We start from the raw sequence: 26,528 nt of genomic DNA, 5'->3' as shown, positions 1-26,528 counted from the left end.
CCGCATCAAGGGAAAGGGTGAGGATCGGTATTCGGCGGCGGCACCTCGGCCAGCCCCCAGTGGCGGGCGATCTGGCGCAGGCGACGCTCGTCGCGGCTCAACATGCCGTCGCCGAACAGCAGCGGATGCAGGCCAGGGATCAGCGAGCGCACCACGCAGAAACCCAGGCTGGCGATATCCTCCGAGGTGACGTCAACCGCCAGCGCCGGCAAACCCATCGCGCGCAGGCGCGCCAGCAAATCGTCCAGCGTCGCCAGTTGATGCAGGGAGGCGTCGCCGCTGTCGATGGTGAGTGTGTTCGCGAACAGGAAGTCCATCGCCTGCTGGCGCGACGGCTCCAGGAAATAGGCGAAGTGATCGCCCGGATTGCGGATGGCGGCGCGCTCCGGCAGCGGCGTACCTGCGCCGAGGATGGAACTCGCCCAGCAATAGCCGTGCAGCGCTTCGATCACCGCCTTGTTGATCGCCTGGCCGACGCCCAATTGCGCGCTGGCGCCCAGCGACATGGTGCCGTCGTTGCGGCTGCGCGCCAGGCACAGCACCACGGGCAGGCCGACATCGGTGGTGATGTCCCACAGCCGCACGTCCAGCGACGGATGCTCCAGCGCGCGCTGCACGCCAGGCAGCAAAGCCGCCCGCGCTTCAGGGCCGACTTCCAGCCGGCGCGGCGCGTAACGCATCTGCCACATCGCAGCGAAGGCGTCGCGTTCGATCACTTCGCACAAGCCGCTCAGGATGGCGCGTTGTTCGTCCATGCCGCACGCCAGGCCGGTCGAGGAAGACTGGAATACGATCTCGCGCTGGTTCTTCACCTGCATGCCGAGGTAGACCATCTGCGCCGGCACATAGCATGCGCGCTCCGGGTCGCACAGATCGGTCGCGGCAGCCCAGGCGCGGGTGACGTCGGCATCGGGCGCGGAGAATTCAAAGCCCTCGGCCGCATACTGCTCCGGCGAGAACAACACAAACCGCTCCAGCCCCACCGCCGCCGCGCCCAATTCGGCCTGGCTGGCGTAATGCAGCTGGTCGTCGAAATGCACGGCCGCCGAGTAGCGCTCGATCGCTTCGCCGAACGCCGCCCACAATGCAGAAGTACGGTCGAACGCCGCGCCGGACCCGGCCAGGCTGGCGCGATCGCTGGTCGGGTTGTTCGGCTTGGCGCGCGACGGATCGATCATCATCGCCTTGACGTCGACCATCAGCGCATTGAAGACGAACAGGCCGCGCGCATCGGGATGCTCGGTCTCTTCCAGCAGCGTGGTGATGATGCCGTGGCGGCGGTGCACCAGGGCTTCGTGGATCAGCGCCAGGCGCGCTGCGTCGGATAATCGCTCCATGGCTTAGGCCCGGCGACGCAGCAGCGATTGCTGGAACACGGTGCCGACCGGCCGCGCCGTGCTGGCGTTGCCGCAACACGCGCAACGCGGCAGGCGCAGGATGCGGCTGCGATGCGTCTCGCCGCTCAGGCTGTCGATCTCGCTGAAGACGCTGTGATGCAGGTCGTCCAGCGTGCCGCTCAGGTATTGCAGCACCAGGCGCGACGCCTCGGCCACGCCGAACTGGATCGCCAGCTTGCTCGGCAGCGCGTGGTACAAGATGTTTTCCGGCTTGCTGCGCACGTCGAATTCGGCGACGAACTTGCGCGTGCTGCGCACCCGGTGGAAATAGCATTCGTAGCAGGCGGTCGCCTTGGGCATCACCAGCGGGCCGCACTGCACCGTGCTCCAGTCTATGCCCAGGTACAGGCTGGCCAGGCCGCGTTCGACCGCCTTGGCGTTCATCGCGCGGAAGGACGCGAAGTCCTCGAAATCGGAGCAGACCAGCAACAGCGCGCGTTTGTCGCCGATGGCGTCGGCCGGCGGCAGCTCGCCATCGCGGCCGATGCGCTGCAGCGGCACGCTCATCTCGGCCAGCGCCTCGGCCAGCGCGTCGGCGCAGGCGCCCTCGCCGGCCAGCACCAGCAGCCAGTTGGCGCGGTCGTAGGCGGCCAGTTGGTCGCGCGGGATCAGCGCGTCGAGTTCGCGCCGGTGCTGCAGATGCTGGTGGGTGGCGTCGCCGCCGGCGCGGGCGTCGTCGCGCACCAGCACCCGGGCGTTGACCAGCGCCGTGATGGCCGCTTCGACCGCCTCGGGCGGGAAGCTGTCGGCCATCGCCTCGGTCAGCGCGGCCAGTTGCACGCCCTGCGCGGCCTGGTCCAGGATGCTCTTGAGCATACCGACCTTGTCCTCGACCGTGAAGCGGCGGCCGACCACGGACATGGCTATTTTGTCCTCGCCCAGCGTGGTGATTTCCGCCAGCGGCGATACGTAAAGAGACTCATTCATTGTGAAGACCTATCGTCAGAACATTCATCCAACCTCCGGAAAGGCGGGACGGCGCAGCAACCAGCAGCGCCATCCCGCCCCCCCCAGCTGGCAATTAGCAGCAGCAGGAGCAGGAGCAGGTGCAGCAAGAGACGCTGACGTCAGCCAGGGCGCCGCTCATGTCGTCGTGCAGATATTCCGATTCGGTCGAATCGGTAATCGAGATGAAGGTCGTGTCGATCAGGATTTCCATTTCTTTTTCCTCATGAAGTGAATGAAAGGCACACCCCTCATGCGTTTTGCGCATAAGGAGTCGCCGAAATCGAGATTAGCATGCGACGATTGCCGCACAGAAAGGAGTGACTTTAAATACAACAGTACTAGAACATTAACTCTAATTCAAGCAAATTCATTTGACATGCGCCCGCATCAGGCGCGTGCCGCCACCCAGCTGCAGGCCGTCGTTGCGGCTTGCAAGATAGCGTAGGCGCAGCTGGTCGGCGCCATGGTCGGACACGTCGCCGAAGCCGAGCGCGCGCAGTTCGCAGGCCAGCACCTCGGGTGCGAAGAAGGAAATCCACGGTTCGCCTTCGGCCTCGTACTTCTTGGCGAAGTAGGCCATGCCCATGCGTTCCATCGGGTTGAGCAGCTCCGGCACCACGCCGTAGTCGAACACGATGCCGCTGCCGGGCGGCAGGCCGGCGACAAAGGCCAGCGTGTCGAACACGGCGTCGTTGGTCAGGTACAGGGTCACGCCCAGCCAGGAAAAGAACACCGGCTGGTCCAGGCGGCAGCCGGCGGCGGTCAGCGCCTCGGCCAAGTCGTCGCGTTCGAAATCGACCGGCACGTAGCTCATCGACGCCGGCGCGGCGACGCCGGCCTGCTCCAGGAAGCTGCGCTTCCAGCGCTGGGTGGCCGGATGATCGACCTCGAACACGCGCAGGTCGGCCACCGGATTGCGGTAGGCGTAGGTATCGAGGCCCGCGCCCAGCAGCACGTACTGGCGCACGCCGTCGCGCAGCGCCTGTGCCAGTTCGTCCTCGGCGAAGCGGCTGCGCACGGCCATCGCGGCGCGCAGCACGCGGACCACGCCGGTGTCGAACTTCTCCGGCGCGGCGCGCACCGTCGCCTCGTGGTCAGGGCCGATGACGGACAAGGCCAGCGGATCGTCGAACACCAGCGGCGTATCGAGCAACTGGTGCGCGGCGCGCAGCATGGCCACCATCAGCGCGCTGCGGCTGGCTACGCCCTGTTGCAACAAACCCTTGCCGCTACTGGCCTGCTTCATTTAAAGCTACCCGGCAGCAGGATGTTTTTATCGACCCTGGTGATGTCGCGCAGGCCGCAGAAGGCCATCGTCAGATCCAGCTCGTTGCGGATGATGTCCAGGCATTTGCTGACGCCCTGCTCACCCATCGCTCCCAGGCCGTACAGGAAGGGACGGCCGATGTAGACGCCCTTGGCACCCAGCGCCAGCGCCTTGATCACGTCCTGGCCGGAGCGCACGCCGCCGTCCATATGGATTTCGATCTGCCCGCCGACCGCGTCGACGATGGCCGACAGCGCGCCGATCGACGACTGCGCGCCGTCCAATTGGCGGCCGCCGTGGTTGGAGACGATCAGCGCATCGGCGCCGCTTTCCACCGCCAGCCGCGCATCTTCCGCGTCCATGATGCCCTTGATAATCAGCTTGCCGCCCCAGCGCTGCTTGATCCACTCGACGTCTTTCCACGACAGGCTCAGGTCGAACTGCTGGCTGGTCCACGCCGACAGCGACGACATGTCCGACACCGACGACGCATGGCCGACGATGTTGCCGAAGCCGCGGCGCCTGGTGCCCAGCATGCCCAGCACCCAGCGCGGCTTGGTCGCCATGTTGACGATATTGGCGATGGTCAGCTTGGGCGGCGCCGACAGGCCGTTGCGCAAGTCCTTGTGGCGCTGGCCCAGCACCTGCAAGTCCAGCGTCAGCACCAGCGCCGAGCAGCGCGCGGCCTTGGCGCGGTCGATCAGGCGGTTGATGAATTCGCGGTCCTTCATCACGTACAGCTGGAACCAGAACGGCTTGCTGGTGTTGGCGGCGATGTCTTCGATCGAGCAGATACTCATGGTGGACAAGGTGAACGGCACGCCGAATTTTTCCGCGGCCTTGGCGGCGAGGATCTCGCCGTCGGCGTGCTGCATGCCGGTCAGGCCGGTCGGCGCCAGCGCCACCGGCATCGCCACGTCCTGCCCGACCATGGTGCTTTTCAGCGTGCGGTTCTCCAGGTTGACGGCCACGCGCTGGCGGAATTTGATGGTCTGGAAATCGTCGACATTGGCGCGGTAGGTTGACTCGGTCCACGAACCGGCATCAGCGTAATCGTAGAACATGCGCGGCACGCGCTTCTGGGCCAAGACACGCAGGTCTTCGATGGTGGTGATGATGGTCATGCACGCTCCTCAGGACGATGATCGAACAATCATCGCACGGAGGCCATGTATGATGGAAGTACTATCAAATAAGGAATGATTTTTGAAATCCAAAACCAACGTCCTCATCACGCTGGCCGCGGCCGCCCTGCTCGGCGTGTTCGGCTATCGCAGCCTCACCCGGCAGGTGCAGCCGGTGGCGGTCAGCGCCGCGACCTGCACGCCGGAATACATCCGCGGCGTCGGCGACGCGATGGAGCGCTCCATCCTCTCCGCCCAGTGCGATAAAGCCGCGCGCAAATAGAAAAAAGGCCTGAAGATCACTCTTCAGGCCTTTCGTCTTACGAATTTTGGTGCGGCTGGCAGGAATTGAACCCACGACCCCTTGGTTCGTAGCCAAGTACTCTATCCAGCTGAGCTACAGCCGCGAAAGACAACATTATAGCAGGGGAAACTCAAATCAAGAAGGGCAACGGCGACTTTTTTCCGGTGCGCTGCTCAGTGGTGCACGCGGGCATATTTCGCTTCGTATTCCCGGCAGCGGATTTCGTAGCTGCCATATTCCACAGCCATCAATACCGCCGTTTCGCGATCGACAAAGCCGAGGATTTCGGGCCGCGTCAGCGGCGTGGCGTCGTCGGCATGTTTCAGGACGCGGTATTCGGGCAGCCACCGCCCTTCCTTGTTATAGGCGGAAGCTTCGATCTGGCTTTCCATGAAGGTGAAACTGGTGGCGTGTGCGGTGGTCATTGTCTTCTCCTGGCTGTTTGAGACAGGATAGCGACAATTGCGGGGTTGCATCGTGCGCTGCCGTACACAGACGGCGGCGAAAGGCTGGCGCAAAGAAAAAAGGCCTGAAGATCACTCTTCAGGCCTTTCTACTTACGAATTTTGGTGCGGCTGGCAGGAATTGAACCCACGACCCCTTGGTTCGTAGCCAAGTACTCTATCCAGCTGAGCTACAGCCGCGAAAAACAAGATTATAACAGCGTTTTCTTGTTTGGCGAAGAATTCCTTGAAGAAATTTTGCAATCCGTTTCAAGGTCTTACACTAATAGCAAAAGGGCCCGAAGATTGCTCTTCAGGCCCTTTCACTCACGAATTTTGGTGCGGCTGGCAGGAATTGAACCCACGACCCCTTGGTTCGTAGCCAAGTACTCTATCCAGCTGAGCTACAGCCGCTTAAGCAACATTATAAAGCATTAATTTCGTTTTGCAAAGTTCGATATTTTCTATCGTTTAGTTGGTCAAGCGTACGAAACACCGAATCAACCAACCCTGCAAACTGCTTTGCTGCATCTCCTTCAACCGGCATGCCGTTCGAAAGAAGCAGCATTATAGGGACACTCCACCGGCTTGTCCAGCACTCTCTGTCAGGTGCCGAATTCGGCCGCCGCCTTGGCCGACCACAATGCTTCATTGTAGGACGCGTAGGGTACGCCGTAGCAATCGACATGGCCGCCCTCGCCGACAAACTTGATCCACCAGCCGGCAGGGTCGGTCACGATGGCGATATCGCCCTGCCGGCACTGGTCCGATATCTGTTCGTTTTGTTCCAATACAACAATGTTAATCTTTCTGTGCTTCACCACAGTCGCCATGGCGCCTCCAAATTGCGGCACTGCGCCGCGTCGACATACAGTGTATATCCGGCGCGCTAAATTGCGGAAAAAAACATGGCCGTTTCGTCCACAAACCCGGATATATCAAGGCTTGCGGGCAGCTTCATTCACGCCAGTGATCTCGCTTATCATCAGAAAAAATTTGCTTTCATTTCCGCATTGCAGCATCATTCACCTGTCTCCTCTATTCTCCTCCAAGGAAATAGATTTAGCCCGCTCCTGTAGCGGGCTTTTTTTTTAGTGTACGATGCGGTCAGCTTTGCCTTCCAAGACAAATACAGACAGGTTGCCCCAGCATGACACCACCCACCGCCGTCGCGCCGCCCTCCCCTGACTGGTCGCGCACCGCCCTAGGCGAGCCGGCCGGCTGGCCGTTGCCGCTGCGGTTGACGGTGGATATTCTGCTCAACTCCCCCACGGCCATGCTGCTGATGTGGGGCCCCGAACAAATCATGGTCTACAACGACGCCTACGCGGCGCTGATCGGCTTGTCGAGCCTGCGCGCGCCCGGCGGCGGCGTGCCGTCGATCCAGCCGGCCGCGTGGAGCTGGAACAGCGCCGCGGTGCGCCAGGCCTGGGCCGGCGACGGCGCCAGTTATCGCGGCGTCAGCCTGCCGGCGTGGCGCAACAACGGCGTCGCCCAGCTGCCATTGGACCTGTACTACACCCCGGTGCGTACCGATGCCGGCCAGGTCGGCGGCGTGCTGTGCGCGCTGGCGCCGGCCCAGGCCGCGCCGCCGGCCGAGGTCGCGCGTCCGCTGCACCTGCTGGTGGTCGAGGACAACGCCGATGCCCGCTACCTGGTCTGCGAAACCCTGCGCGCGCTGGGCCACGAAGTGCACGCCGCCGCCACCGGCGAGGACGCCCTGCCCGAGCTGGCGCGCCAGTCCTTCGATGTCCTGTTCACCGACGTCAGCCTGCCCGGCATGTCCGGCGTCGAGCTGGCGCGCCAGGCGCTCAGGCAGGCGCCCGCGCTGCAATTGCTGTTCGCCTCCGGCTACGGCGACGAACTGACCCGCCACCTGGAATTCCCCGCCCAGTCGCTGCAAAAGCCCTACGACATCGAACAGCTGCAAGCCGCGCTGGACCAGATCGCCCAGCGCATGGCCGCCCGCCCGGCCTGACCCTCTGCCAACCGTGCGGAGCCACGGGGGGAGATCGAGCTACAATGAAGTCACCGTAAACGTCGAGCGTTAGCCTGGCGAGCAGACGGCCGCCGTCCGGCGGCCGCAGGCAGCGCGGCAGCCCGAAGCCCCACATGATTCTTCCTCACGAGCCCACCGACGCCGTAACGCCCGAGCCCCCGACGGACGACGCCGCGCTCCCTGCATCAAGCAACGCCCAGCAGGATTTGCTGAGCGCCCAGGAAGCGCTGCGCCAGAGCCAACTGGAGCTGCGCGCGCTGGCCAACTCCATGCCGCAGCTGGCCTGGATCGCCGAACAGGACGGCACCAGGATCTGGTACAACCAGCCTTGGTACGCCTACACCGGCACCACCCCCGAACAAATGAGCGGCGACGGCTGGCGCCAGGTCTACGCGCCCGACTGCATCGCGCCGATGCAGGAGCGCTGGCAGCACTCGCGCGCCACCGGACTGCCGTTTGAACTGGAAGTGCCGATCCGCAGCGCCAACGGCGAATTCCGCTGGTTCCTGACGCGCGCCAACCCGGTGCACGACGCCGCCGGCCGCGTGCTGCGCTGGTTCGGCACCAGCACCGACGTCGACCAGGTCAAGCGGGTGCAGGAAGCGCTGCGCGACGAGACCGCCGTGCTGGAACTGGTCAACCGCACCGGCAACGCGCTGGCCTCGACCCGCGACCTGCATCCGCTGCTGCAGGAAGTGACCGACGCCGCCACCAGCATCAGCGGGGCCCGTTTCGGCGCTTTCTTCTACCGCGGCGTCGACGGCCAGGGCCGCGCGCGTGAGCTGCACATGGTGTCGAGCGGCGCCCCGGCCGGCTGCGCCGACTTCGGCCGCCCCGGCGACGGCGCCCTGTCCAGCGCCGAGCTGTGCACGCACGGCACGGTGCGCAGCAACGACTGGCCGGCCGACGCCCGCTACGGCCGCGACTCGCCCTGCCACCGGCTGCCGCCCGGCCAGCCGCCGGTGCGCAGCTACCTGGCGGTGCCGGTGGCGCTGCGCTCGGGCGTGGTGATCGGCTGCCTGTTCTTCGGCCACCCGGAACCGTTCATGTTCAGCGAGCGCACCGAGCGCATCATCGGCGGCATCGCCGCCCAGGCCGCCGTCGCGATCGACAACGCGCGCCTGTACGAAGCCTCGCAACAGGCCGCCGAGGAGCGCAAGATCCTGCTCGACAGCGAACGCCAGGCGCGCGCCGACGTCGAACGCACCAGCCAGATGAAGGATGAATTCCTGGCCACGCTGTCGCACGAGCTGCGCACCCCGCTGACGGCCATCCTCGGCTGGGCCCAGGTGCTGCGGCGCGGCAGCCGCGACCAGGCCGACCTGCACCGCGGCCTGCAAACCATTGAGCGCAACGCCCGCGCCCAGGCCCAGCTGATCGAGGACTTGCTCGACATGAGCAGCATCGCCTCCGGCAAGGTACGGCTGGAAATGCTGTCGCTGGCGCCGGCCGCCATCGTCGCCGCCGCCATCGACACCGTGCGCCCGGCCGCCGAGGCCAAGCAGATCCGCATCGAGCGCGACTTCGAGCTGGCGCCCGGCATGGTGGCCGGCGACGCCAGCCGCTTGCAGCAAATCGTCTGGAACCTGCTGACCAACGCCCTCAAGTTCACGCCGGTCGGCGGCCGCATCCGGGTCGGCATCCGCCGCGAGGGCGACCAGATCGCCATCGGCGTGCGCGACAACGGCATCGGCATCGCCCCCGCTTTCATCGAACATGTATTCGAGCGCTTCCGCCAGGCCGACGCCACCACCACCCGCAAGCACGGCGGGCTGGGCCTGGGACTGTCGATCGTCAAGCACCTGGTGGAGCAGCACGGCGGCACGGTCGACGCCGCCAGCGAGGGCGAAGGCCGCGGCGCCTGCTTCACCGTGCGCCTGCCGCGCCGCCAGGGCGGCAACGAGCCGCTCGGCGCCGGCAGCGATGGCGCCCAGCGCCGCGCCCTCGCCCACGACCTGTCCGGCCTGCAGGTGCTGGTGGTCGACGACGAGGACGACGCCCGCGAACTGATCAAGCGCATCCTCAACGATTGCAACGCCGACGTGCTGACCGCCGCCACCGCCGGCGAGGCGCTGACGCTGCTGCAACACGCGCGGCCGGACCTGATGCTCAGCGACCTCGGCATGCCGGAGGTGGACGGCTACGGCCTGCTGGACCGGATCCGGGCGCTGGGGCCGGCGCGCGGCGGCGACCTGCCGGCCATCGCGCTGACCGCCTTCGCCCGCTCCGAGGACCGCATCCGGGCGCTGTCGAGCGGCTTCCTGGCGCATATTTCCAAGCCGGTCGAGCCCAACGAGCTGATCGCCAAGGTGGCGGCGATGGGGGCGGCCCACCGCCACGCCTGACCGACGACCTACTTGCAGACGCGGCAATGTCCTACAAGCAATCTGAAGTTCAGTTGATAAACTACAAAAGTTCTAAAAAGCAGGTACAATTAGTTTCCATGTGGAAATACAACGTGCAGATGTGCGCCGCAGCACAGATGCATGCGCTAAGATCGTGGGACTATCATTTTTCCGGCCAGAATGGCCAACTTGAGACAGACAGAGACCATTATGCCGAGCCGAGACGAAATCCTGAACGCCAAGATCCTGGTGGTGGATGACAGCGCCGACAACGTCGAATTGATGTTGGAGATCCTGCGCGAAGCTGGCTATACCGATGTCGCCTCCACCATGCTGCCGGAGCAGGTATGTCCGCTGCACCGCCAGCACTGCTACGACCTGATCCTGCTGGACCTGCAGATGCCGGGCCTGAACGGCTTCCAGGTCATGAAGGGCCTGAAGGAGATCGAGCAAGGCGGCTACCTGCCGGTGCTGGCGCTGACCGCGCAGCCGAGCTTCAAGATCGCCGCGCTGGAAGCGGGCGCGCGCGACTTCATCAGCAAGCCGTTCGACCTGCTGGAAGTGCACAAGCGCATCCACAACATGCTGGAAGTGCGCCTGCTGTACAAGGAGCTGGCCCAGTACAGCCGCCAGCAGCAGGAACTGGCGCTGCACGATCCGCTGACCGGCCTGCCCAACCGCCGCCTGCTGGAAGACCGCATCGCCACCGTGCTGCAACACGCCACCCGCCAGCAAAACAAGGCGGCCGTGATGTACCTGGACCTGGACGGCTTCAAGGCGATCAACGACACCCACGGCCACGCGGCCGGCGACGAGATCCTGAAAATGGTGGCGCAGCGGCTGGTTGGCTGCGCCCGCAAGGAAGACACCGTGGCCCGCGTCGGCGGCGACGAATTCGTCATCGTCATGGGCAATATCGCGCAGCTGGGCGATACCCAGGAGCCGGCCAGCAAACTGATCGAGGCGGTCTCCGAGCCCTACATCATCAACGGCCTGACCTTGCAGCTGTCGACCAGCATCGGCATCGGCATCTATCCCGACGACGCCGACCAGGTGGCGTCGGTGATCGCGGCGGCCGACAGCGCGCTGTACCAAGCCAAACGCTCCGGCAAGAACCGTTGCTGCACCGCGCAAACCATGCGCACGCCGGCGCCACAACACATCATGTCGCCGACCCCGGCCTGAGCGGCCGGGACCGACTGGCCTCACACCGGGTGTGCGGCGTCTTCTTCCATCTTGCCGGCGTGTTGGTGATCGTCATGCGCGTCGACCTTCTCCGGCGCCACTTCGATGCGGGTGATGCCGGCGTCCACCGACACCGGATCGCTGGCCGGGAAAGTCATCTCCAGGCCGCCGTCCAGCAGGGTTTCCTTGGCCTGTTCTTCCGGCGTGGCCTGCTCGTGCTCGGCCAGCGTGGTGATCGCGGCGGCCCATTTGACGAACTCCAGGTTGGCCAGCTCGCGCACCGTGTGCACATTGAAGGACTGCGCCAGCGCCTTGGCATCCTTGGCGCTTAGGCCGCGCAGCGCACTGGTCGGGGCGTCGGCCAGCGCGCGGAAGCTCTGGCCCAGGTACTCTTTGTCTACGACAGTATCGATATTCATGATGCGTCCTTTCCGTTGGTGTTAAGCCACCACTGTCGCAGCCCGGGTTGCCGTGGTCTGTACGGAATCGAACACTGCGTCGGCTATCCTCTGCCGCGTTCGATTGACCGGGCGTTTTTGACATTCATATAGGCAATTGATATCATGATTTCGCGTGTATTTCTTGCTTCTCTGGCAGCTTCAAGGCCGCGAAGATTTCGCCGTTCCAGCAGTGTGCAGAGACCCCGTGCCTAAAACAGAAAAGCCCAAAATCCTGGTTGTCAACGACGATGCCAACAGCCTGTTCGCGTTGACCAGCCTGCTCACCCAGTGGGCGGAACAGGAGTCCTACGAGGTACTGGCGGCACGCTCGGGCCAGGAGGCGCTGCGCCAGGTGCTGATGCACGACTTCGCCGTGATCCTGCTGGACGTGAACATGCCCGGCATGGACGGCTTTGAAACGGCCGAAGCGATCCACCAGCGCGCCCGCTCGGCCGACATCCCGATCATCTTCATCACCGCCTTCCTCGCGGACGAGCTCGACCGGCTGAAGGCCTACCAGCGCGGCGCGGTCGACTTCCTGTTCACGCCGGTGATCCCGCAGATCCTGTACGCCAAGGTGGCGGTGTTTGTCGCGCTGGCCACCAAGAACGAGGAATTGAAGAAGCAGGCGCGCCAGCTGAGCCAGCGCACCACCGAGCTGACCGCCACCAACCTGCGCCTGACGCGCGAGATCGAGGAGCGGCAGTCGGCCGAACGGCAAAACCACGCCAAGGACGAGTTCCTCGCCATGCTGGGCCATGAGCTGCGCAATCCGCTGTCGGCCATCAGCAGCGCGGCGTCGCTGATCGGCCTGCCCGGCGTGTCGGCCGAGGGCGTGACGCGCGCCAAGAAGATCATCCAGCGCCAGAGCCAGCACCTGGGCCGCATCGTCGACGACCTGCTCGACCTGTCGCGCGCGATGTCGGGCAAGATCCTGCTCAACCGCGCGCCGCTGGACCTGGCGGCGCTGGTCGGGCAAACGCTGGAAACCTACCGCACCACCGGCCGCAGCGCCGACTACCAGCTGGTCAATGACCTCGACCCGGGCTGGGTCGACGGCGACGCCACCCGGCTGGAACAGATCACCAGCAACCTGATCGACAACGCCCTCAAGTACACGCCGGCCGGCGGCCGCATCGAAGTGCGCACCTGGACCGAGAACGACGACGTCGTGCTCAGCGTGCGCGACACCGGCGTCGGCATCGCCGCCGACCTGCTGCCGCATGTGTTCGACGTGTTCGTGCAGGGCTCCAGCACGCTGGACCGCTCGCAGGGCGGCCTGGGCATCGGCCTGTCGCTGGTGCGCCGGCTGGCCGATCTGCACGGCGGCGCCGTCGCCGCCGAAAGCAAGGGGCCGGGCGGCGGCAGCACCTTCACGCTGCGCCTGCCGCGCATCGAACACCAGCCGACGGCGGCGCCGGCGCCGGCCGCGCCGATCAGCGAGCACGGCATGCCCAGCATCCTGCTGATCGAGGACAACGACGACGGCCGCGAAATGATGACCATGATGCTCAGCTGCTACGGCTATGAAGTGCATGCGGCGGCCGACGGCAACGAAGGCGTGGCGGCCGCCGCCAGCCAGCAGCCGGACGTGGCCTTGATCGACATCGGCCTGCCCGGCATCGACGGCTACGAAGTGGCGCGCCGCCTGCGCGCCGACCCGGTCACCAGCCACATCCGCCTGATCGCGCTGACCGGCTACGGCCTGGCCGAAGACCTGCGGCGCGTGCTGGACGCGGGCTTCGACCGCCACCTGGTCAAGCCGGTGGACATCGACCAACTGGCCGATGTGATCGGCGGCTACGTCCCGCTCGCCATCAAACAGTGAGCATTAGCCAGAGTGCGCCACGACTTGCAAAGCTCGGGTATGATCGCCCCACAAAGTACGCCCTAACAGAGAAAACCATGTCCGTCCCGGCACCACAACAACAGCAACAAGCGCCCGGCCAGCAAGACGCGCTGCGCAGCGCCGACCTGAGCGACCTGCTCGGCCACGTCCACACCTGCTGGGACAACGAGCGCCGCTCGCTGTCGCGCCAGCTGCACGACAGCCTCGGTTCATCGCTGACGGCGCTGACCATGCACCTGGGCCTGCTGATGCAGAAGATGCCGCAGGACCCGGCGCTGCAAGACCGCGCCGCCCACATGAAACAGCTGCTGCTGCAGATCGTCGAAACCAACCGCCAGATGCAGATCAAGCTGTGGAACGACAAGCTGGAATTCCTCGGCGTGCGGGTGGCGCTGGACGAGGCGGTTCAGCAGTTCGGCCAGCAGCAACAGCTGACCGCGCGCTGCAGCCTGCCGGAAGAAGAACTGGACTGCCCGCGCAGCCACGGCATCGTGCTGCTGCACACGCTGGAGGAAGCGCTGCGCAACATCGTCGCCCATGCGCGGGCGTCCGAGGTGGACGTCATCGTCGACGACAACGAAGACGAAGTGATGCTGACGGTGAAGGATAACGGCATCGGCCTGGACCGGCCGGTGACGGCGCTGCTGAGTCAGGTCGGAGGCAAGTTCGGCCTGCGCACCGCGCGCGAGCGGGCCGCCTACCTGGGCGGCACGCTGACCCTGGCGAACGGCGCCGAGCGCGGCATGACGCTGACCATGATCCTGCCCAAGCCGGTCAATGTAGTTTAACCAGCGGCGTGCTACGCTTGATCAGGAAGCGCGCCAGCGCCAGCACTGCAGTGCGCACCGTGCCGAGCACGGCGCGGTGGTGCATCAGGTGCAGGCTGACATACATCAGCCGCGCCACCAGGCCGTCGACAAACCAGCTTAATCCCTTCAGCGATCCCATCAGGCTACCCACCGACGTGGTCTGGCCGACCGACACCAGCGAACCATAGTCGCGATACACATACGGCTGTTGCTGCGGCGGTTTGCCGCGCCGCTGGCGTATGAAAGTCTCGACCAGGTAGTCGGCCTGCTGGTGCGCGGCCTGCGCGCGCGGCGGCACCAGCTTGCCGTCCGGCCCGGCGCAGGCGGCGCAATCGCCCAATGCGTAAATGCCCGCATGGCCTTGAACGGCCAGGCGGGCGTCGACTTCGATCTGTCCCGACTTGTTGGTCGGCAGGCCCAGCTGGCTGAGGATGTCCGGCGCCTTGATGCCGGCCGCCCACACCACCAGCTGCGCCGGGTAGACGACGTCGCCGGCCGTTACCGCGTCGGCGGCGATGGCGGTCACGCGGGTGGCGGTCACGACCTGGATGGCGCGTTGATGCAACAACTCCAGCGCGGCCGCCGATACTTTTTCCGGCAAGGGCGCGAGGATGCGCGGCGCGCCTTCGAGCAGCGTGATGCGCACGTCGCGCTCGGCGCGCAGCTGGCGGAAGCCGTAGGCGGCATACACGCCGCTGGCCTCGCGCAGTTCGGCCGCCAGCTCGACGCCGGTGGCGCCGCCGCCGATGATGACGATGTCGACGCCGGCCTCGGGACGGGTGCTTTTCTGCAGCTCGGCCTGGGTCAGCAGCTTGAGCAGTGTGAGGCGGAAGCGTTCGGCGTCTTCGGTGGCGTTCAGGGAGATGGTGTGCTCGGCCGCGCCGGGCACGCCGAAATAATTGGAGGTGCTGCCGATCGCCAGCACCAGCGAGTCGTAGCCGATGAGGCGTTGCGGCAGCACTTCTTCGTGCTGGCCATGGTCGCCGCTGTAGATGGCGCCGACGGTCAGTTGCCGCTGTCCGGCGTCCAGCGCCAGCATCGGTCCGTAGACGAAGGTGAAGCCGTTGTCGTGCGCCAGCATCTGGTACGACAGGCCTTCCTGGTGCACGTCCAGCGTGCCGGCCGCCACTTCATGCAGCGACGGCTTCCAGATATGAAACAGGCGGCTGTCGACCAGCGACACCGCCTGCGGGCCCAGCTTGCGGCCCAGCTTGCAAGCGAGCTCCAGCCCGCCTGCCCCGCCACCTACGATCAAGATTTGACTCTGCAAACGTTTCTCCTGTGGCGGCGGCTGGCGCCGCGTGATCAGTCCTTGTTGTGGCCTTTGCCGTGGCCATTGCCGTTGTCATGGCCGTGGCCCTTGCCGTGGTCGTCATCGCGGCGGTCGTCACGGCGGTCATCGCGACGGTCATCGCGACGGTCGTCGTGGCGCTCCTCGTGGCGGCCATCGCCATGACGATCGCGGTAACGCGGCACGTATTGATTCTGGTACCAGCCATCCTGCACGAAATACACGCGCTGGCCGCAGGCGTTGTAGGCGCCGCAATGCTTGTCCCAATGCTTGGCATGGCCCGGCGGCACGCGCAGGTAGATCGGCGCGCTCTCCACGTAGCGTACCGGACGCTGGACGATCACCGGCTGACGGTAAATCACCTGCGGTTGCGGATAGTCGCCGATATCGATGCGGCCATAAAAACCAGGTTGGCCGATGTTGATGGAAACGCCGACGTCGCTGGCGAAGGCTGCGGAAGACAACGCCAACAGGCTGGCGGCAAGAATCTTGGTTTTCATTTGGGCCTTCTTTTCTTGTAATCTTGGCTGAGCGAACTTGCTCAATTGGAATAGTAACAAACCCAGCCCCGACTATCCGTACGCTAGCGTACACAAAAAACCACAATGCATCACCAAAGTTGCGCCAGCGGCAACACCACCCCGCTGAAGAAAGCCCAGTTCGGCGAGGCCCGGTTCAAGCCATGCGCCGCGCCGAAGTCCATGGTCAGCCGCTTGCTGGGGCTGTAGCTGAACGCCACCAGCACCTGCGCGGTGCTGGCCGCGCCGCTGCGGCGGGTGCCGGACCATTCGCCGGTCACGCCCCACTGCTCGTTCACCGGCGTCGAGAACGAGGCCGACAAGCCGGTCTGCACCCGGCCGGTGCCGGCGTCGTAGGCGCCCAGGCGGGTGGCGTTGAGGTTGGCGTCCATGTGGACGCTGCCCATGTCCTGGCTGTAGATGCCGTTCAGGCTGTAGTCGGCGCGGCCGCTGCCGATGCTGTCCCTGGCGGTGGGGGCCTTGGCGCCCAGCTCCAGGCCCAGCGCACTGCCCTCGTCCAGCGCGAAGGCGCGCTTCAGCACGAACAAGGTATCGCCGATGCCGCGCGCATGGCCGCCGTTGCCATCCGGCGCCGACACATAGGCTTCGCCGCCGAGCACGATGCCCCATTGTTCGTTGAAGCCCAGCTTGAGCGCGTAAGGCAGGCTGTTGCGGCGGCCGTCATCGGACTTGCTGCTCAAGCCGCCCAGCTCCAGCTCCAGCTGGCCGGCGGCCGGCAGCTGCGCCGGACTGGAAACGGATGGCCGATAAGGCGTGATCGGCGGCCCGTCTTCGGCCAGGCAAAACAGCGGCAACAGGCAGAGCGCGGCGGCGAGATACGGTTTCATGGGATTTCCTTGTTTGGCTATGACGCCAGCGTAGCACGTCGCTTGCCGAAGGGAAAACACCCATGCTAGAATAATAGTTCGAATCCTAACTATTAGCAGGTGAATGGTATGTCTTCTATCGAAGAGCGCTTCTCCGCCGCGCTGCACGGCACCGCCCGCGCCTGGCGCCTGGCCATCGACCGCCGCCTCAAGCACCTGGGCATCAGCCAGGCCAGCTGGATGGCGATCGCCTACACCGCCAAGGAAACAGAACCGCCGTCGCAGACCCGGCTGGCCGCCCGTGTCGGCGTCGAGGACCCGACCATGGTCGCCACCATCGACCGCCTGGTCAAGGCCGGCTACATGCTGCGCACGCCGTCGGAGACCGACCGCCGCGTCAAGCTGGTCAGCCTGACCGAGGCCGGCAAGGAAATCTACAAAACCGTCTGGACCGAAGCCTCGGCCGTGCGGCTGGAACTGCTGGGCAGCACCGATCCTGCGCTGCTGCGCATCGTCACCGAATTCCTGGAGACCATGCTGACCGATCTCGAATCGCGCATATGAACCCGGCCGCAGGCGCAATCAACCGCCGCATGATCACCATCTCGATCATGCTGGCGACCATCATCCAGGCGCTGGACGGCACCATCGCCAACGTCGCGCTGCCGCACATGCAGGGCAGCCTGTCGGCCTCGCAGGACCAGATCACCTGGGTGCTGACCTCCTTCATCGTGGCCGCCGCCATCGCCACGCCGCTGACCGGCTGGCTGTGCGACCGGTTCGGCCAGAAGAACATCTTCCTGACGGCGGTGGCCGGCTTCACGGCAGCCTCGGTGCTGTGCGGGCTGTCCGGCTCGCTGGCCGAGATCGTCGCCGCGCGCCTGCTGCAAGGCGTGTTCGGCGCGGCGCTGGTGCCGCTGTCGCAGGCCACGCTGCTCGACATCAATCCGCGCGAAAAGCACGGCTCGGCCATGGCCGTGTGGGGCATGGGCGTGATGATAGGCCCCATCCTCGGCCCCACCCTGGGCGGCTGGCTGACCGACAGCTACAACTGGCGCTGGGTGTTCTTCATCAACGTGCCGGTCGGCGCGCTGGCGTTCTACGGCATCTGGCGCTACATCCGCCCCGTGCCCGGCGCGCGCAAGATGACGTTCGACGCCTTCGGCTTCGCCACCCTCAGCCTGTCGATCGGCGCGCTGCAGATGCTGCTCGACCGCGGCGAACAGAATGACTGGTTCGCCGCCACCGAGACCTGGGTGGAAGCCATCGTGCTGGCGCTCAGCTTCGCCTATTTCGTCGCGCACACCGCGCTGCGGCCAGCCGGCAAATCGTTCTTCGACTACCGGCTGCTGAAGAACGCGAACTACGTCAGCGGCCTGCTGTTCATCTTCATCGTCGGCCTGGTGCTGTACGCCTCGCGCGCGCTGACGCCGTCGATGCTGCAAAGCCTGATGGGCTATCCGGCCGCCGTCGCCGGCCTGGTGACGGCGCCGAGCGGCATCGGCACCATGGTGGCGATGATGGTGGTGGGCCGGCTGGTCGGCAAGTTCGACCTGCGCCTGCTGCTGGGACTGGGCTTCGCCATCACCGCCTTCTCGCTGTGGCAGATGACCGGCTACACGCTGGTGCTGTCGCGCAGCGACATCGTCTGGCCGGGCGTGATCCAGGGACTGGGCCTGGGACTGGTGTTCGTGCCGCTGAGCGCCGCGACCTTCGCCACGCTGTCGCCTGAGATGCGCGCCGAGGGCACGGCCATCTACAGCCTGATACGCAATATCGGCAGCTCGATCGGCATCGCGATGGTGCAGACGCTGCTGGTGCGGAACACCCAGGCCATGCACGCCGCGCTGACCGAGAAGATCACCACCGTCAATCCGTCGCTGCTGGACAACCTGGCCACGCCGGAAGCGGCGGCCGCGCTGAACGGCGAGATCACCCGCCAGGCCTCGATGATCTCGTACGTGGACGACTTCTGGCTGATGATGATCCTGACCTTGTGCGTGATACCGCTGTTGCTGTTGATACGTCCGCCCGCCAAACAGGTGGCGCCGGCGATCGACCACGCGGCGATGGAGTGATGATGAAACGATTGGAACCTCAAGTGAAAAAAACCACCCTGCTGCTGGCCGCCGCCCTGGCGCTGGCCGGCTGCGCCCACATCGCGCCGGACCCGCATCCGCTGGCCAGGCGCGACATCGCCGGCGCCGAACTGTCGGCCGGCATCAAGCTGGCCAAGGAAGGCTGGCCGGACGCGCAATGGTGGACCGCCTACCACGACGAACAACTGAATGCGCTGATCAAGCAGGCGCTGGCCGAAGGCCCGACGCTGGAAGTGGCGGCGGCGCAGATCGGCAGCGCGCGTTCGGCGCTGTCGCGCAGCGCGGCCGACCTGGGGCTGGATGTCAGCGGCTACGCCGGCGCCAACCGCCAGCGCTACTCCGGCACCGGCCTGTTCCCGGCGCCGATCGGCGGCGCCTGGTTCAATGCCGAGACGCTGCGCCTCGACGCCCGCTACAACTTCGACTGGTGGGGCAGGAACCGCGCGCAGGTCGCCGCAGCCGTCGGTGAGCTCAACGCCGGCCGCGCCGCCTACGCCGAAGCGGAACGCGCGCTGGCCGCCGCCATCGCGCAAAGCTACTTCCGTTTGCAAGGCGCGTGGGCGCGCCTGGCCAACACCGAACAGCTGGCGGCCGCGCAAGCGGCGCTGGTGCAGGACAAGGCCAAACGCATCGCCGGCGGCCTGGCCGTCAACGACGAGCAACGCGCCGCCGAATCGGAGCTGAGCCTGATCCGCAAGCAGCAGGCGCAACTCAACGCCGACATCGGCCGCGAACGCGAAGCCCTGCGCGCCTTGATCGGCGCCGACGGCGGCGCGCTGGCCGACCTCCAGCCGCAGGCGCCGGGCAACGCGGCGCACGCCCTGCCCGCCCGCCTCGGCATGGAACTGCTGGCGCGGCGCCCGGACCTGCAGGCCGCCCGCTGGAAGCTGGAAGCCTCGCTCAGCAAGATCGACGCGGCCAAGGCGGCGTTCTATCCCGACGTGAACCTGACCGGCTCCATCGGCCTGGACACGGTCAAGCTGGAGAACCTGCTGCAAGCGGCCAGCCGCACGTTCTACCTCGGGCCGACGCTGACGCTGCCGCTGTTCGACAGCCGCCGCCTCGACGCGCAACTGGACAGCGCCCGCACCGGCCGCAACGAACGCATCGCCGAATACAACCAGGCGGTGATCGCCGCCGTGCGCGACGTCGCGCAGGACGGCGTACAGCTGCAAGGCATCGAACAGCAGATCGCACAGCAGGCGGCGGCCACCGGCGCGGCGCGCGCGCAGATGGCGTCGGCACAGGCACGGCTGCAGCGCGGCCTAGGCGACCGCGCCAGCGTGCTGTTCGCGCAACTGGCGCTGCTCAAGCAGCAGGACGCCGACCTCTATCTGCAACAAGTCCAGCGACTGGCCGAAGTGGCTTTGACGAACGCGCTGGGCGGCGGCTACCGCGAAGAAGCGCCCACCGCCACCGCCTCCAAATAAAACGGGAACCCCATCATGAGCACTGACATCAGCAAACCCAACGACAACAAGCGCAAGACCGTGCTGGCCGCGATCACGCTGCTGTTCATCGCCGCCGGCGTGGCCTACGCGGCCTACTACAAGGCCGTGCTGTCGAAGGAGCAGGAAACCGACAACGCCTACGTGGGCGGCAACCTGGTCAACCTGTCGTCGCAGGTGACCGGCAACGTCACCGAAATCCGCGCCGATGAAACGCAGATGGTGCAAGCCGGCGCCACCCTGATCAAGCTCGATACGGCCGATGCCGACATCGCGCTGAGCCAGGCCGACGCCCGCCTCGGCGCCGCCGTGCGCCAGCAACGCCAGCGTTACGCCGACGTCGCCCAGTACGACGCCACCGTCGCGCTGCGCAAGCTGCAATTGAAAACCGCCGAAGACGACCTGGCGCGCCGCAAGCCGCTGGCGGCCGATCACACGGTATCGGGAGAGGAAGTCGACCACGCGCGCCAGGCGGTCGACAATGCGCGCGCCGCGATCATGGTGGCGAACCGGCAGGCCGAGGCCGCGCAGGCCGGCGTGGCGGGCGTTACGCTGGCCCGGCATCCGGCGGTGCAGGCGGCCAAGGCGGACTATGTGCAGGCCTGGCTGGCGGCGCGCCGCAACACCATCGTCGCGCCGGTGTCGGGCTATGTGGCCAAGCGCAGCGTGCAGCTCGGCGCGCGCGCCGCGCCGGGCACCTCGCTGATGGCCATCGTGCCGCTCGACCAGCTGTGGGTGGACGCCAACTTCAAGGAATCGGAATTGCGCAATATCCGCGTCGGCCAGAGCGCGAAGATCGAAGCCGACATGTATGGCAGCAAAGTGGAATTCCACGGCAAGGTGGTGGGACTGTCGGCCGGCACGGGCAGCGCGTTCTCGCTGCTGCCGGCGCAGAACGCCAGCGGTAACTGGATCAAGGTGGTGCAGCGGCTGCCGGTGCGCATCGCGCTGGATCCGAAGGAGCTGGCCGAGCATCCGCTGCGCATCGGCCTGTCGACCACGGTGACGGTGGACATCAGCAAGACCGACGGTCCGGTGCTGGGCGCGGCGATGCCGCAAACGCCGGTCTACAGCACGCAGACGCTGGCGCAGCCGCTGCAGCAAGCCGCCACCGCCGCCGACGCCATCATCGCCCGCAACCTCTGACCCCGCCGTCATTCCCGCGCAGGCGGGAATCCATAGGACGCGTCTGAAACTGGCTCAGCATGGATTCCCGCTTTCGCGGGAATGACGGGTTACTTGCGCAGCTCGGCGTCGAGCTGGCGGATCGCCGCCTGGGCCTGGGTGATCACGCGGTCGGCGATGCGCTGGCGCATGCCGGGCACGCGGCCGGCCGCTTCCGCTTCCAGCAGCAAAGGCGTCAACAATTGCAGCGCGGAGTCGTGGAAGCCCTGGGCCACCAGGTCGAGCTGGGTGTTGAAGCTCAGCTCGGCCGCCTGCAGCTGCTTGCGCAGTTCGGCCTCGAAGGCGGCGCGCTTGTCGCGGATCTCGGTGCGCTTGCGCTTGCCGCCGTCGGTGAACCATTTGAACGCGCCCGCCAGCAGCACCGCGCCGCCGACAAACGGCGCCGCCGGCGCCACCACCGGCAACACCACCGCCGCGCCGATCAGATATGCCGCCGTGCCGGTGCCGGCCGCCACCACGGCCCCGCTCATCAGGGTGACATTGGCCGCCGTGTCGACGCTGTTGACGATGCGCGTGCCGACCCGCAGCCGCGGCATCAAGCGGGCCAGCGTCGAGTGGTGCTGACGCTGGAACACCGACGATTGATTCAGCCGCATCGCTTGCTGGAACAGCCGCAAGTCTTCCTGCATCAGGTGCAGCGACTGCTCCTTGCGGCGCACGATGCGGTCCAGCCGCCGCTCCATCTCCAGGCCGAACTGCTGGCGTCCCATGCTGGCCCACACATCGTCGTCTTTCCATTGATCGGTGTTGAGGCGGTCGGTGATCGCCAGTTCGATGGCGTTGCCGGCATCGTGCACGGCGTCGTCGATTTCCTCCAGCAGCAGGCGGCGTTCGTAGGCGATGCGCTGGTCCACCAGGGTCAGGCGTTGCAGCACCTGGTTTTTCAGGTCGTTGGCGGCGCTGACCAGGGTGGCTGCCATGGCCTCGCCCACCGACAGCATGCGCGCCTGCTCCAGGTAGACGCTGATGTCCTGCGCGATGGCGGCGGTGGTGCTACCGACCAGTTCGCGCAGTTGGCCATGATCGATGTCGCCCGACTGGAAATTGCGCGCGTGTTCGACCAGCACCGGCTGTCCCGCATGGCGGCCGAAATCGGCCACGGCGTCGGCCAGCGAGCGGCCGCGCACCAGCCGGCGCGCCTGCTCGCCCAGGTTGGCGAGGATGCCGCGTTCTTCGGCCTGCGGCAGGCGGTTCAGGTCTTCGGGCGACAGCCGGGCCGACAAGGCCTTGGCCAGGCGCTGCGCCAGCACGCGGGCGTCGGCGCCGTGCAGCGCCAGCAGCGGGATGGTCATGCTGAGGGCGTTTTCGCGCGCGGCCTGGTCGATGCCGGCGCTGCTGCGGCTGAGGGCGTTGAATGCCCAGTCGACGTCCACGCCCGATTCGATGGCATTCAATACCAGTGCGGTGAAGACGGCGGAGGATTTGCCGTCGCCGGCGATGTCGGTGACGGCGGCGAACTGGGCCAGCGTCAGGCTGCCCTCGTTGCCGGCGATGGCGCCGACGGCGCGCGCGTAGGCCGAGCTGAAGCTCTGGTCGGTGGACATATGCTCGTCCAGCGAGCGCACGCTGACCACATGGGTATCGCCGGGAGTACCGTGCTGATTGTTCACACTTGCTCCGCTTCGTTAAATAATGCTGTTATTGCATTTTAACTGAAGCGGCGCGATCACTGCGTTAGCTGGCGAACGGCCAGGAGCGGAAGTAGGTCAGCGCGGCGAATAGAATGGCAACCAGCGAGATATTGAGCGCCAATGTCCAGCCCATCAGATCGGCCTTTATCTTGAGCATGTCGTTATGGAGATGGCTGCCCTGCTCCTTGATCGAACCATCTAGCCGCTGTACTTCCAGATCAATTTTTGCGCTCAATTGCAGGTCGCGCCTTTCCGACTCGGCGGCCTGGGCATCCAACCGGCCACCTTGTGTAAGTATCGCCTCGCGCAAATCATAGATATCGGCCTTGGTCGCACATTGCGCCAGCATCACTTCACGAAGCGCGAGCGCATGCGCCTCCGCTTGCTCAGCGGGCACACCGGCCGCTTCCAGGCGCTTGGTGTAACTGAGGGTGTCGAATGTGCCGTTCATCCGCATATTGTGCGCCTCTGCCCGCGCCGCGCAAGCGCCGCACTTTGATCCGGCTCAACCCGGCACCACCTCGGTAGACAGGATCAAGGTCTCCTTGATCTCCTCCATCACGACATAGCTTTTCGACTGCGCCGCCCCCGGCAAGCTGAGCAGCATGTCGCCCAGCAGCTTGCGGTACTCGGCCATTTCGTGAATGCGCGCCTTGATCAGGTAATCGAAATCGCCCGACACCAGATGGCACTCCTGCACCTCCGGTATGCGTAGCACCTCGCGCCGGAATTGCTCGAACACCGGCCCCGACTTCTGGTTCAGCGTGATCTCCACGAACACCAGCAACTTCGCCCCCAGCGCCGGCGGATCGATGCGCGCGTGATAGCCGGTGATCACCCCGTCCCGCTCCATGCGCTTGACCCGCTCGATGGCCGGCGTGATCGACAGGCCGACCTGCTCGCTCAAGTCCTTCATCGAGATCCGCCCATCCTCCTGCAGGATGCGCAATATCTTTCTGTCCAGTTTATCGAGGCTACGGACCGATTCTTTCTGAATTCGCATGAAAATCCACTGAATAGTTGAAGTTATACAGTAACAAATACTAGTGATACAAGCATACCATAGCGGAATATCTGGTATAGCTAAATAATCGGGAGACTGAAATGCGGGTTGTGATCTTGGGTAGCGGTGTTATCGGCGTCACCAGCGCCTACTATCTGGCGCAAGCCGGCCACGACGTGACCGTGCTCGACCGCCAGCCCGGTCCCGCGCTGGAAACCAGCTTCGCCAACGCCGGCCAGATCTCCCCCGGCTACGCCTCCCCCTGGGCCGCGCCCGGCATCCCGCTCAAAGCGATGAAGTGGATGCTGCAACGCCACGCCCCGCTGTCGATCACCCCGGACGGCACGCTGTTCCAGCTGCAATGGATGTGGCAGATGCTGCAGAACTGCAATGCCGAACGCTACGCCGTCAACAAGGAACGCATGGTGCGCCTGGCCGAGTACAGCCGCGACTGCTTCAAAGCCCTGCGCGCCGCCACCGGCATCGAATACGAAGGCCGCCAGCAAGGCACGACCCAGCTGTTCCGCACCCAGAAACAACTGGACGACGCCGCCAAGGACATCCAGGTATTGCAGGAAACCGGCGTGCCCTACGAGCTGCTGAACCGCGAACAACTGGTCGCCGCCGAACCCGGCCTGGACCAGAACAAGCTGGTCGGTGGCCTGCGCCTGCCCAACGATGAAACCGGCGACTGCCAGCTGTTCACCACCCGCCTGACCGCGATGGCCGAGCAGCTGGGCGTGAAGTTCCGCTACGGCATCGACATCAGCGGCCTGGTCACGGCCGGCGAAGAAATCAAAGGCGTGCAGTGCGGCGCCGAGCTGGTGACGGCCGACTCCTACGTGGTCGCGCTGGGCGCCTACTCGACCACGCTGCTGAAAGACCTGGTCAAGATCCCGGTCTACCCGATGAAGGGCTACTCGATCACCGTGCCGATCGTGAACGCTTCCGCTGCGCCGGTCTCGACCATTCTGGATGAAACCTACAAGATCGCCGTCACCCGCTTCGACGACCGCATCCGCGTCGGCGGCATGGCCGAGCTCGCCGGCTTCAACCTGGCGCTGAACCCGCGCCGCCGCGAAACGCTGGAAATGGTGGTCAACGACCTGTTCCCCGGCGCCGGCGACACCGCCGCCGCCACCTTCTGGACCGGCCTGCGTCCGATGACGCCGGACGGCACGCCGGTGGTCGGCCGCACCGGCCTGCGCAACCTGTTCATCAACACCGGCCACGGCACGCTGGGCTGGACCATGTCCTGCGGCTCGGCCCAGCTGCTGTCCGACCTGATTTCGGCCCGCCGCCCGGCCATCCTGTCGGACGACCTGTCGGTCAGCCGCTACAACCGCGACAGCGCCACCCGCCGTCCACAGTTCGCCAACGCCTGAAACCAGGCTCAGCTTTACCCCGTGCGCGGCGCCTGTGACGGCGCCGCGCACGGCTCCCCCACCAGCATCCCATCCCTGCCGAATGCCCCACAGTGTGGCATTGCCGCCTCCTCAAGGCCCCAGAAGCCACGCCCGAGCCAAGATGGCGTTGAGATTGGGGCCGCGCATGCGTATAATTTTGATCATGAATAAACTAGAAGCATTCGGCCATATCGCGGCGCTGGCCATCCGTGGTGAGCTGGTCTTTCCGACCAGTGTAAATGCGGCACTCCGCGTTCAACTTGCGCTCGATGATCCGGAATGCCCGGTCGACAAGGCCATCAGCCTGGTGCTGGCGGAGCCTATCCTGGCGGCGCGCACCGTGGCCATCGCCAATTCCGCGATGTTCAACCGCTCCGGCGCGCCGATGATCACCAACGTGCGCGGCGCCATCATGCGCATCGGCTACCAGAACCTGTTCGCGCTGGCCGCCGCCATGGTGGTGCGCCAGTTCGGCGCCAAGATCGCCGACCCCGACCTGCGCTACAAAGCGGAAAAGCTGTGGGACCACACCATCGCCGTAGCGGCGCTGTCACGCATCATCGCGCGCCAGGTCACCGGCGTGAATCCGGACACCGCGCTGTTCGCCGCCATCGTGCATGAAGTGGGCGGCTTCTACCTGCTGTCGCGCGCCGACGAATTCCCCGGCCTGCTGGAAGAAGATCCCGAGAACTGGCACTCGGCCAGCGAGGAAATCATCACCCGCGAAGTGATGCGCAAGCTGTGCATCCCGGAGCCGGTGGCCGAAGCCATCGAAGGCCTGCGCGACAGCTTCATGTCGATCCCGCCGGACACGCTGCTCGACACCCTGCTGCTGGCCAACCACCTGACGCCGGTGAAATCGCCGCTGCAGGAAGCGCAGCGCGACCTGCCGCCGCACTCCGATTCGGCCATCGACCTGTTCATCGACGAACAGAAACTCGAATCCATGCTGGCCGAAGCCAAGATCGACGCCATCGAGATGAACAACGCGCTGCTGGTCTGAGTTTGAA

General features: G+C 65.7%; 26 protein-coding genes and 3 tRNA genes. 12 read left to right on the top strand and 17 right to left on the bottom strand.

Going from position 1 to position 26,528, the window contains the following annotated elements; genetic code table 11:
• Nucleotides 1-5: 5 nt before the first annotated feature.
• From V6M89_RS24920 to V6M89_RS24900, 5 genes are all read right to left on the bottom strand, one after another.
• Nucleotides 6-1,337, bottom strand: a complete 1,332-nt coding sequence (locus tag V6M89_RS24920; protein WP_332855725.1) for a YcaO-like family protein — start codon at nucleotides 1,335-1,337, stop codon at nucleotides 6-8.
• A gap of 3 nt (nucleotides 1,338-1,340) precedes the next feature.
• Entirely contained in the window at nucleotides 1,341-2,324 is a 984-nt protein-coding gene (locus tag V6M89_RS24915; protein ID WP_332855724.1) for a TOMM precursor leader peptide-binding protein, read from the bottom strand.
• 94 nt (nucleotides 2,325-2,418) lie between these two features.
• Nucleotides 2,419-2,556 (bottom strand): hypothetical protein, encoded by a 138-nt coding sequence (locus tag V6M89_RS24910; protein ID WP_158567992.1) that lies wholly within the window; start codon nucleotides 2,554-2,556, stop codon nucleotides 2,419-2,421.
• Between the two features lie 156 nt (nucleotides 2,557-2,712).
• Nucleotides 2,713-3,591 (bottom strand): class I SAM-dependent methyltransferase, encoded by an 879-nt coding sequence (locus V6M89_RS24905; RefSeq protein WP_332855723.1) that lies wholly within the window; start codon nucleotides 3,589-3,591, stop codon nucleotides 2,713-2,715.
• Nucleotides 3,588-4,736, bottom strand: a complete 1,149-nt coding sequence (locus tag V6M89_RS24900) for an alpha-hydroxy acid oxidase (RefSeq protein ID WP_332855722.1) — start codon at nucleotides 4,734-4,736, stop codon at nucleotides 3,588-3,590. Before V6M89_RS24900 ends, V6M89_RS24905 begins: the two co-directional genes overlap by 4 nt.
• A gap of 82 nt (nucleotides 4,737-4,818) precedes the next feature.
• Between V6M89_RS24900 and V6M89_RS24895 the strand changes: the two genes are divergently transcribed.
• A complete protein-coding gene (locus V6M89_RS24895) occupies nucleotides 4,819-5,019 on the top strand; it encodes an entry exclusion lipoprotein TrbK (RefSeq protein ID WP_332855721.1) in 201 nt (66 codons plus the stop codon).
• A gap of 47 nt (nucleotides 5,020-5,066) precedes the next feature.
• Here V6M89_RS24895 and V6M89_RS24890 read toward each other — a convergent pair.
• The 5 genes from V6M89_RS24890 to V6M89_RS24870 all read right to left on the bottom strand — a co-directional run bounded on the left by V6M89_RS24890 (nucleotide 5,067) and on the right by V6M89_RS24870 (nucleotide 6,316).
• A tRNA-Arg gene (locus V6M89_RS24890) sits at nucleotides 5,067-5,143 on the bottom strand.
• 70 nt (nucleotides 5,144-5,213) lie between these two features.
• Nucleotides 5,214-5,465, bottom strand: coding sequence for a hypothetical protein (locus V6M89_RS24885; protein WP_332855720.1), 252 nt, complete (start codon nucleotides 5,463-5,465; stop codon nucleotides 5,214-5,216).
• Nucleotides 5,466-5,607: 142 nt separating this feature from the next.
• Nucleotides 5,608-5,684, bottom strand: a tRNA-Arg gene (locus V6M89_RS24880).
• A 136-nt stretch (nucleotides 5,685-5,820) separates the two neighbouring features.
• Nucleotides 5,821-5,897: transfer RNA gene (locus V6M89_RS24875), tRNA-Arg, on the bottom strand.
• 191 nt (nucleotides 5,898-6,088) lie between these two features.
• Nucleotides 6,089-6,316 (bottom strand): hypothetical protein, encoded by a 228-nt coding sequence (locus V6M89_RS24870; RefSeq protein WP_332855719.1) that lies wholly within the window; start codon nucleotides 6,314-6,316, stop codon nucleotides 6,089-6,091.
• A gap of 317 nt (nucleotides 6,317-6,633) precedes the next feature.
• On the opposite strand from V6M89_RS24870, the gene V6M89_RS24865 reads away from it, so the two are divergent.
• The 3 genes from V6M89_RS24865 (at nucleotide 6,634) to V6M89_RS24855 (ending at nucleotide 11,012) form a co-directional block, all read left to right on the top strand.
• Nucleotides 6,634-7,461, top strand: coding sequence for a response regulator (locus V6M89_RS24865; RefSeq protein WP_332855718.1), 828 nt, complete (start codon nucleotides 6,634-6,636; stop codon nucleotides 7,459-7,461).
• A gap of 134 nt (nucleotides 7,462-7,595) precedes the next feature.
• Nucleotides 7,596-9,827 (top strand): hybrid sensor histidine kinase/response regulator, encoded by a 2,232-nt coding sequence (locus V6M89_RS24860; RefSeq protein WP_332855717.1) that lies wholly within the window; start codon nucleotides 7,596-7,598, stop codon nucleotides 9,825-9,827.
• Nucleotides 9,828-10,037: 210 nt separating this feature from the next.
• A complete protein-coding gene (locus V6M89_RS24855) occupies nucleotides 10,038-11,012 on the top strand; it encodes a GGDEF domain-containing response regulator (protein WP_332855716.1) in 975 nt (324 codons plus the stop codon).
• 20 nt (nucleotides 11,013-11,032) lie between these two features.
• Here V6M89_RS24855 and V6M89_RS24850 read toward each other — a convergent pair whose 3' ends face one another.
• Nucleotides 11,033-11,431, bottom strand: coding sequence for a hypothetical protein (locus V6M89_RS24850; RefSeq protein WP_332855715.1), 399 nt, complete (start codon nucleotides 11,429-11,431; stop codon nucleotides 11,033-11,035).
• Between the two features lie 226 nt (nucleotides 11,432-11,657).
• On the opposite strand from V6M89_RS24850, the gene V6M89_RS24845 reads away from it, so the two are divergent.
• Nucleotides 11,658-13,280: a response regulator gene (locus V6M89_RS24845; protein WP_332855714.1), complete on the top strand. Its 1,623-nt coding sequence runs from the start codon at nucleotides 11,658-11,660 to the stop codon at nucleotides 13,278-13,280.
• 77 nt (nucleotides 13,281-13,357) lie between these two features.
• Complete coding sequence (locus V6M89_RS24840) at nucleotides 13,358-14,089, top strand: sensor histidine kinase (protein WP_332855713.1); 732 nt, start codon at nucleotides 13,358-13,360, stop codon at nucleotides 14,087-14,089.
• Here the strand turns inward: V6M89_RS24840 and V6M89_RS24835 are convergent.
• The 3 genes from V6M89_RS24835 to V6M89_RS24825 form a co-directional block, all read right to left on the bottom strand.
• The gene (locus tag V6M89_RS24835) at nucleotides 14,076-15,380 is read right to left on the bottom strand and encodes an NAD(P)/FAD-dependent oxidoreductase (protein WP_332855712.1); all 1,305 of its coding nucleotides are present in this window, start codon (nucleotides 15,378-15,380) and stop codon (nucleotides 14,076-14,078) included. The two genes, V6M89_RS24840 and V6M89_RS24835, sit on opposite strands and share 14 nt — an antisense overlap.
• A 35-nt stretch (nucleotides 15,381-15,415) precedes the next feature.
• Nucleotides 15,416-15,901 carry a hypothetical protein gene (locus V6M89_RS24830; RefSeq protein WP_332855711.1) on the bottom strand — a complete coding sequence of 162 codons (486 nt, stop codon included), beginning with the start codon at nucleotides 15,899-15,901 and terminating at the stop codon, nucleotides 15,416-15,418.
• Between the two features lie 110 nt (nucleotides 15,902-16,011).
• A complete protein-coding gene (locus tag V6M89_RS24825; RefSeq protein ID WP_332855710.1) occupies nucleotides 16,012-16,767 on the bottom strand; it encodes a transporter in 756 nt (251 codons plus the stop codon).
• Between the two features lie 108 nt (nucleotides 16,768-16,875).
• On the opposite strand from V6M89_RS24825, the gene V6M89_RS24820 reads away from it, so the two are divergent.
• Genes V6M89_RS24820 through V6M89_RS24805 form a run of 4 tightly spaced genes read left to right on the top strand, consistent with a single transcriptional unit; the run spans nucleotide 16,876 to nucleotide 21,439 of the window.
• A complete protein-coding gene (locus V6M89_RS24820; protein ID WP_332855709.1) occupies nucleotides 16,876-17,310 on the top strand; it encodes a MarR family winged helix-turn-helix transcriptional regulator in 435 nt (144 codons plus the stop codon).
• Nucleotides 17,307-18,824: an MDR family MFS transporter gene (locus V6M89_RS24815; RefSeq protein WP_332855708.1), complete on the top strand. Its 1,518-nt coding sequence runs from the start codon at nucleotides 17,307-17,309 to the stop codon at nucleotides 18,822-18,824. Before V6M89_RS24820 ends, V6M89_RS24815 begins: the two co-directional genes overlap by 4 nt.
• Nucleotides 18,825-18,847: 23 nt before the next feature.
• Nucleotides 18,848-20,275: an efflux transporter outer membrane subunit gene (locus V6M89_RS24810; protein ID WP_332855707.1), complete on the top strand. Its 1,428-nt coding sequence runs from the start codon at nucleotides 18,848-18,850 to the stop codon at nucleotides 20,273-20,275.
• Between the two features lie 15 nt (nucleotides 20,276-20,290).
• Nucleotides 20,291-21,439 (top strand): HlyD family secretion protein, encoded by a 1,149-nt coding sequence (locus tag V6M89_RS24805; protein ID WP_332855706.1) that lies wholly within the window; start codon nucleotides 20,291-20,293, stop codon nucleotides 21,437-21,439.
• A gap of 89 nt (nucleotides 21,440-21,528) precedes the next feature.
• Here V6M89_RS24805 and V6M89_RS24800 read toward each other — a convergent pair whose 3' ends face one another.
• The 3 genes from V6M89_RS24800 to V6M89_RS24790 form a co-directional block, all read right to left on the bottom strand.
• Entirely contained in the window at nucleotides 21,529-23,088 is a 1,560-nt protein-coding gene (locus V6M89_RS24800) for a hypothetical protein (protein WP_332855705.1), read from the bottom strand.
• 64 nt (nucleotides 23,089-23,152) lie between these two features.
• Nucleotides 23,153-23,560: a hypothetical protein gene (locus tag V6M89_RS24795; protein WP_332855704.1), complete on the bottom strand. Its 408-nt coding sequence runs from the start codon at nucleotides 23,558-23,560 to the stop codon at nucleotides 23,153-23,155.
• Between the two features lie 54 nt (nucleotides 23,561-23,614).
• The gene (locus V6M89_RS24790; RefSeq protein ID WP_026335331.1) at nucleotides 23,615-24,112 is read right to left on the bottom strand and encodes an Lrp/AsnC ligand binding domain-containing protein; all 498 of its coding nucleotides are present in this window, start codon (nucleotides 24,110-24,112) and stop codon (nucleotides 23,615-23,617) included.
• Nucleotides 24,113-24,213: 101 nt separating this feature from the next.
• Between V6M89_RS24790 and V6M89_RS24785 the strand changes: the two genes are divergently transcribed.
• Nucleotides 24,214-25,497 (top strand): D-amino acid dehydrogenase, encoded by a 1,284-nt coding sequence (locus tag V6M89_RS24785; protein ID WP_332855703.1) that lies wholly within the window; start codon nucleotides 24,214-24,216, stop codon nucleotides 25,495-25,497.
• Between the two features lie 184 nt (nucleotides 25,498-25,681).
• On the top strand, nucleotides 25,682-26,521 hold the full coding sequence (locus tag V6M89_RS24780; RefSeq protein WP_332855702.1) for an HDOD domain-containing protein: 840 nt from the start codon (nucleotides 25,682-25,684) through the stop codon (nucleotides 26,519-26,521).
• Nucleotides 26,522-26,528 lie beyond the last annotated feature (7 nt).

The organism is Duganella sp. S19_KUP01_CR8 (genome assembly GCF_036688705.1).
Taxonomy (GTDB): Bacteria; Pseudomonadota; Gammaproteobacteria; order Burkholderiales; family Burkholderiaceae_D; genus Rugamonas.
Note: the sequence above shows the minus strand (reverse complement) of the source record. Positions and strands in the feature narration are given on the sequence as shown.

Bases quoted from the DNA above. Each gene is read 5' to 3' on its own strand.
- V6M89_RS24920 (WP_332855725.1), bottom strand. From the start codon at position 1,337: ATGGAGCGATTATCCGACGCAGCGCGCCTGGCGCTGATCCACGAAGCC.
- V6M89_RS24915 (WP_332855724.1), bottom strand. From the start codon at position 2,324: ATGAATGAGTCTCTTTACGTATCGCCGCTGGCGGAAATCACCACGCTG.
- V6M89_RS24910 (WP_158567992.1), bottom strand. From the start codon at position 2,556: ATGGAAATCCTGATCGACACGACCTTCATCTCGATTACCGATTCGACC.
- V6M89_RS24905 (WP_332855723.1), bottom strand. From the start codon at position 3,591: ATGAAGCAGGCCAGTAGCGGCAAGGGTTTGTTGCAACAGGGCGTAGCC.
- V6M89_RS24900 (WP_332855722.1), bottom strand. From the start codon at position 4,736: ATGACCATCATCACCACCATCGAAGACCTGCGTGTCTTGGCCCAGAAG.
- V6M89_RS24885 (WP_332855720.1), bottom strand. From the start codon at position 5,465: ATGACCACCGCACACGCCACCAGTTTCACCTTCATGGAAAGCCAGATC.
- V6M89_RS24870 (WP_332855719.1), bottom strand. From the start codon at position 6,316: ATGGCGACTGTGGTGAAGCACAGAAAGATTAACATTGTTGTATTGGAA.
- V6M89_RS24865 (WP_332855718.1), top strand. From the start codon at position 6,634: ATGACACCACCCACCGCCGTCGCGCCGCCCTCCCCTGACTGGTCGCGC.
- V6M89_RS24860 (WP_332855717.1), top strand. From the start codon at position 7,596: ATGATTCTTCCTCACGAGCCCACCGACGCCGTAACGCCCGAGCCCCCG.
- V6M89_RS24855 (WP_332855716.1), top strand. From the start codon at position 10,038: ATGCCGAGCCGAGACGAAATCCTGAACGCCAAGATCCTGGTGGTGGAT.
- V6M89_RS24850 (WP_332855715.1), bottom strand. From the start codon at position 11,431: ATGAATATCGATACTGTCGTAGACAAAGAGTACCTGGGCCAGAGCTTC.
- V6M89_RS24840 (WP_332855713.1), top strand. From the start codon at position 13,358: ATGTCCGTCCCGGCACCACAACAACAGCAACAAGCGCCCGGCCAGCAA.
- V6M89_RS24830 (WP_332855711.1), bottom strand. From the start codon at position 15,901: ATGAAAACCAAGATTCTTGCCGCCAGCCTGTTGGCGTTGTCTTCCGCA.
- V6M89_RS24825 (WP_332855710.1), bottom strand. From the start codon at position 16,767: ATGAAACCGTATCTCGCCGCCGCGCTCTGCCTGTTGCCGCTGTTTTGC.
- V6M89_RS24820 (WP_332855709.1), top strand. From the start codon at position 16,876: ATGTCTTCTATCGAAGAGCGCTTCTCCGCCGCGCTGCACGGCACCGCC.
- V6M89_RS24815 (WP_332855708.1), top strand. From the start codon at position 17,307: ATGAACCCGGCCGCAGGCGCAATCAACCGCCGCATGATCACCATCTCG.
- V6M89_RS24805 (WP_332855706.1), top strand. From the start codon at position 20,291: ATGAGCACTGACATCAGCAAACCCAACGACAACAAGCGCAAGACCGTG.
- V6M89_RS24795 (WP_332855704.1), bottom strand. From the start codon at position 23,560: ATGAACGGCACATTCGACACCCTCAGTTACACCAAGCGCCTGGAAGCG.
- V6M89_RS24790 (WP_026335331.1), bottom strand. From the start codon at position 24,112: ATGCGAATTCAGAAAGAATCGGTCCGTAGCCTCGATAAACTGGACAGA.
- V6M89_RS24785 (WP_332855703.1), top strand. From the start codon at position 24,214: ATGCGGGTTGTGATCTTGGGTAGCGGTGTTATCGGCGTCACCAGCGCC.
- V6M89_RS24780 (WP_332855702.1), top strand. From the start codon at position 25,682: ATGAATAAACTAGAAGCATTCGGCCATATCGCGGCGCTGGCCATCCGT.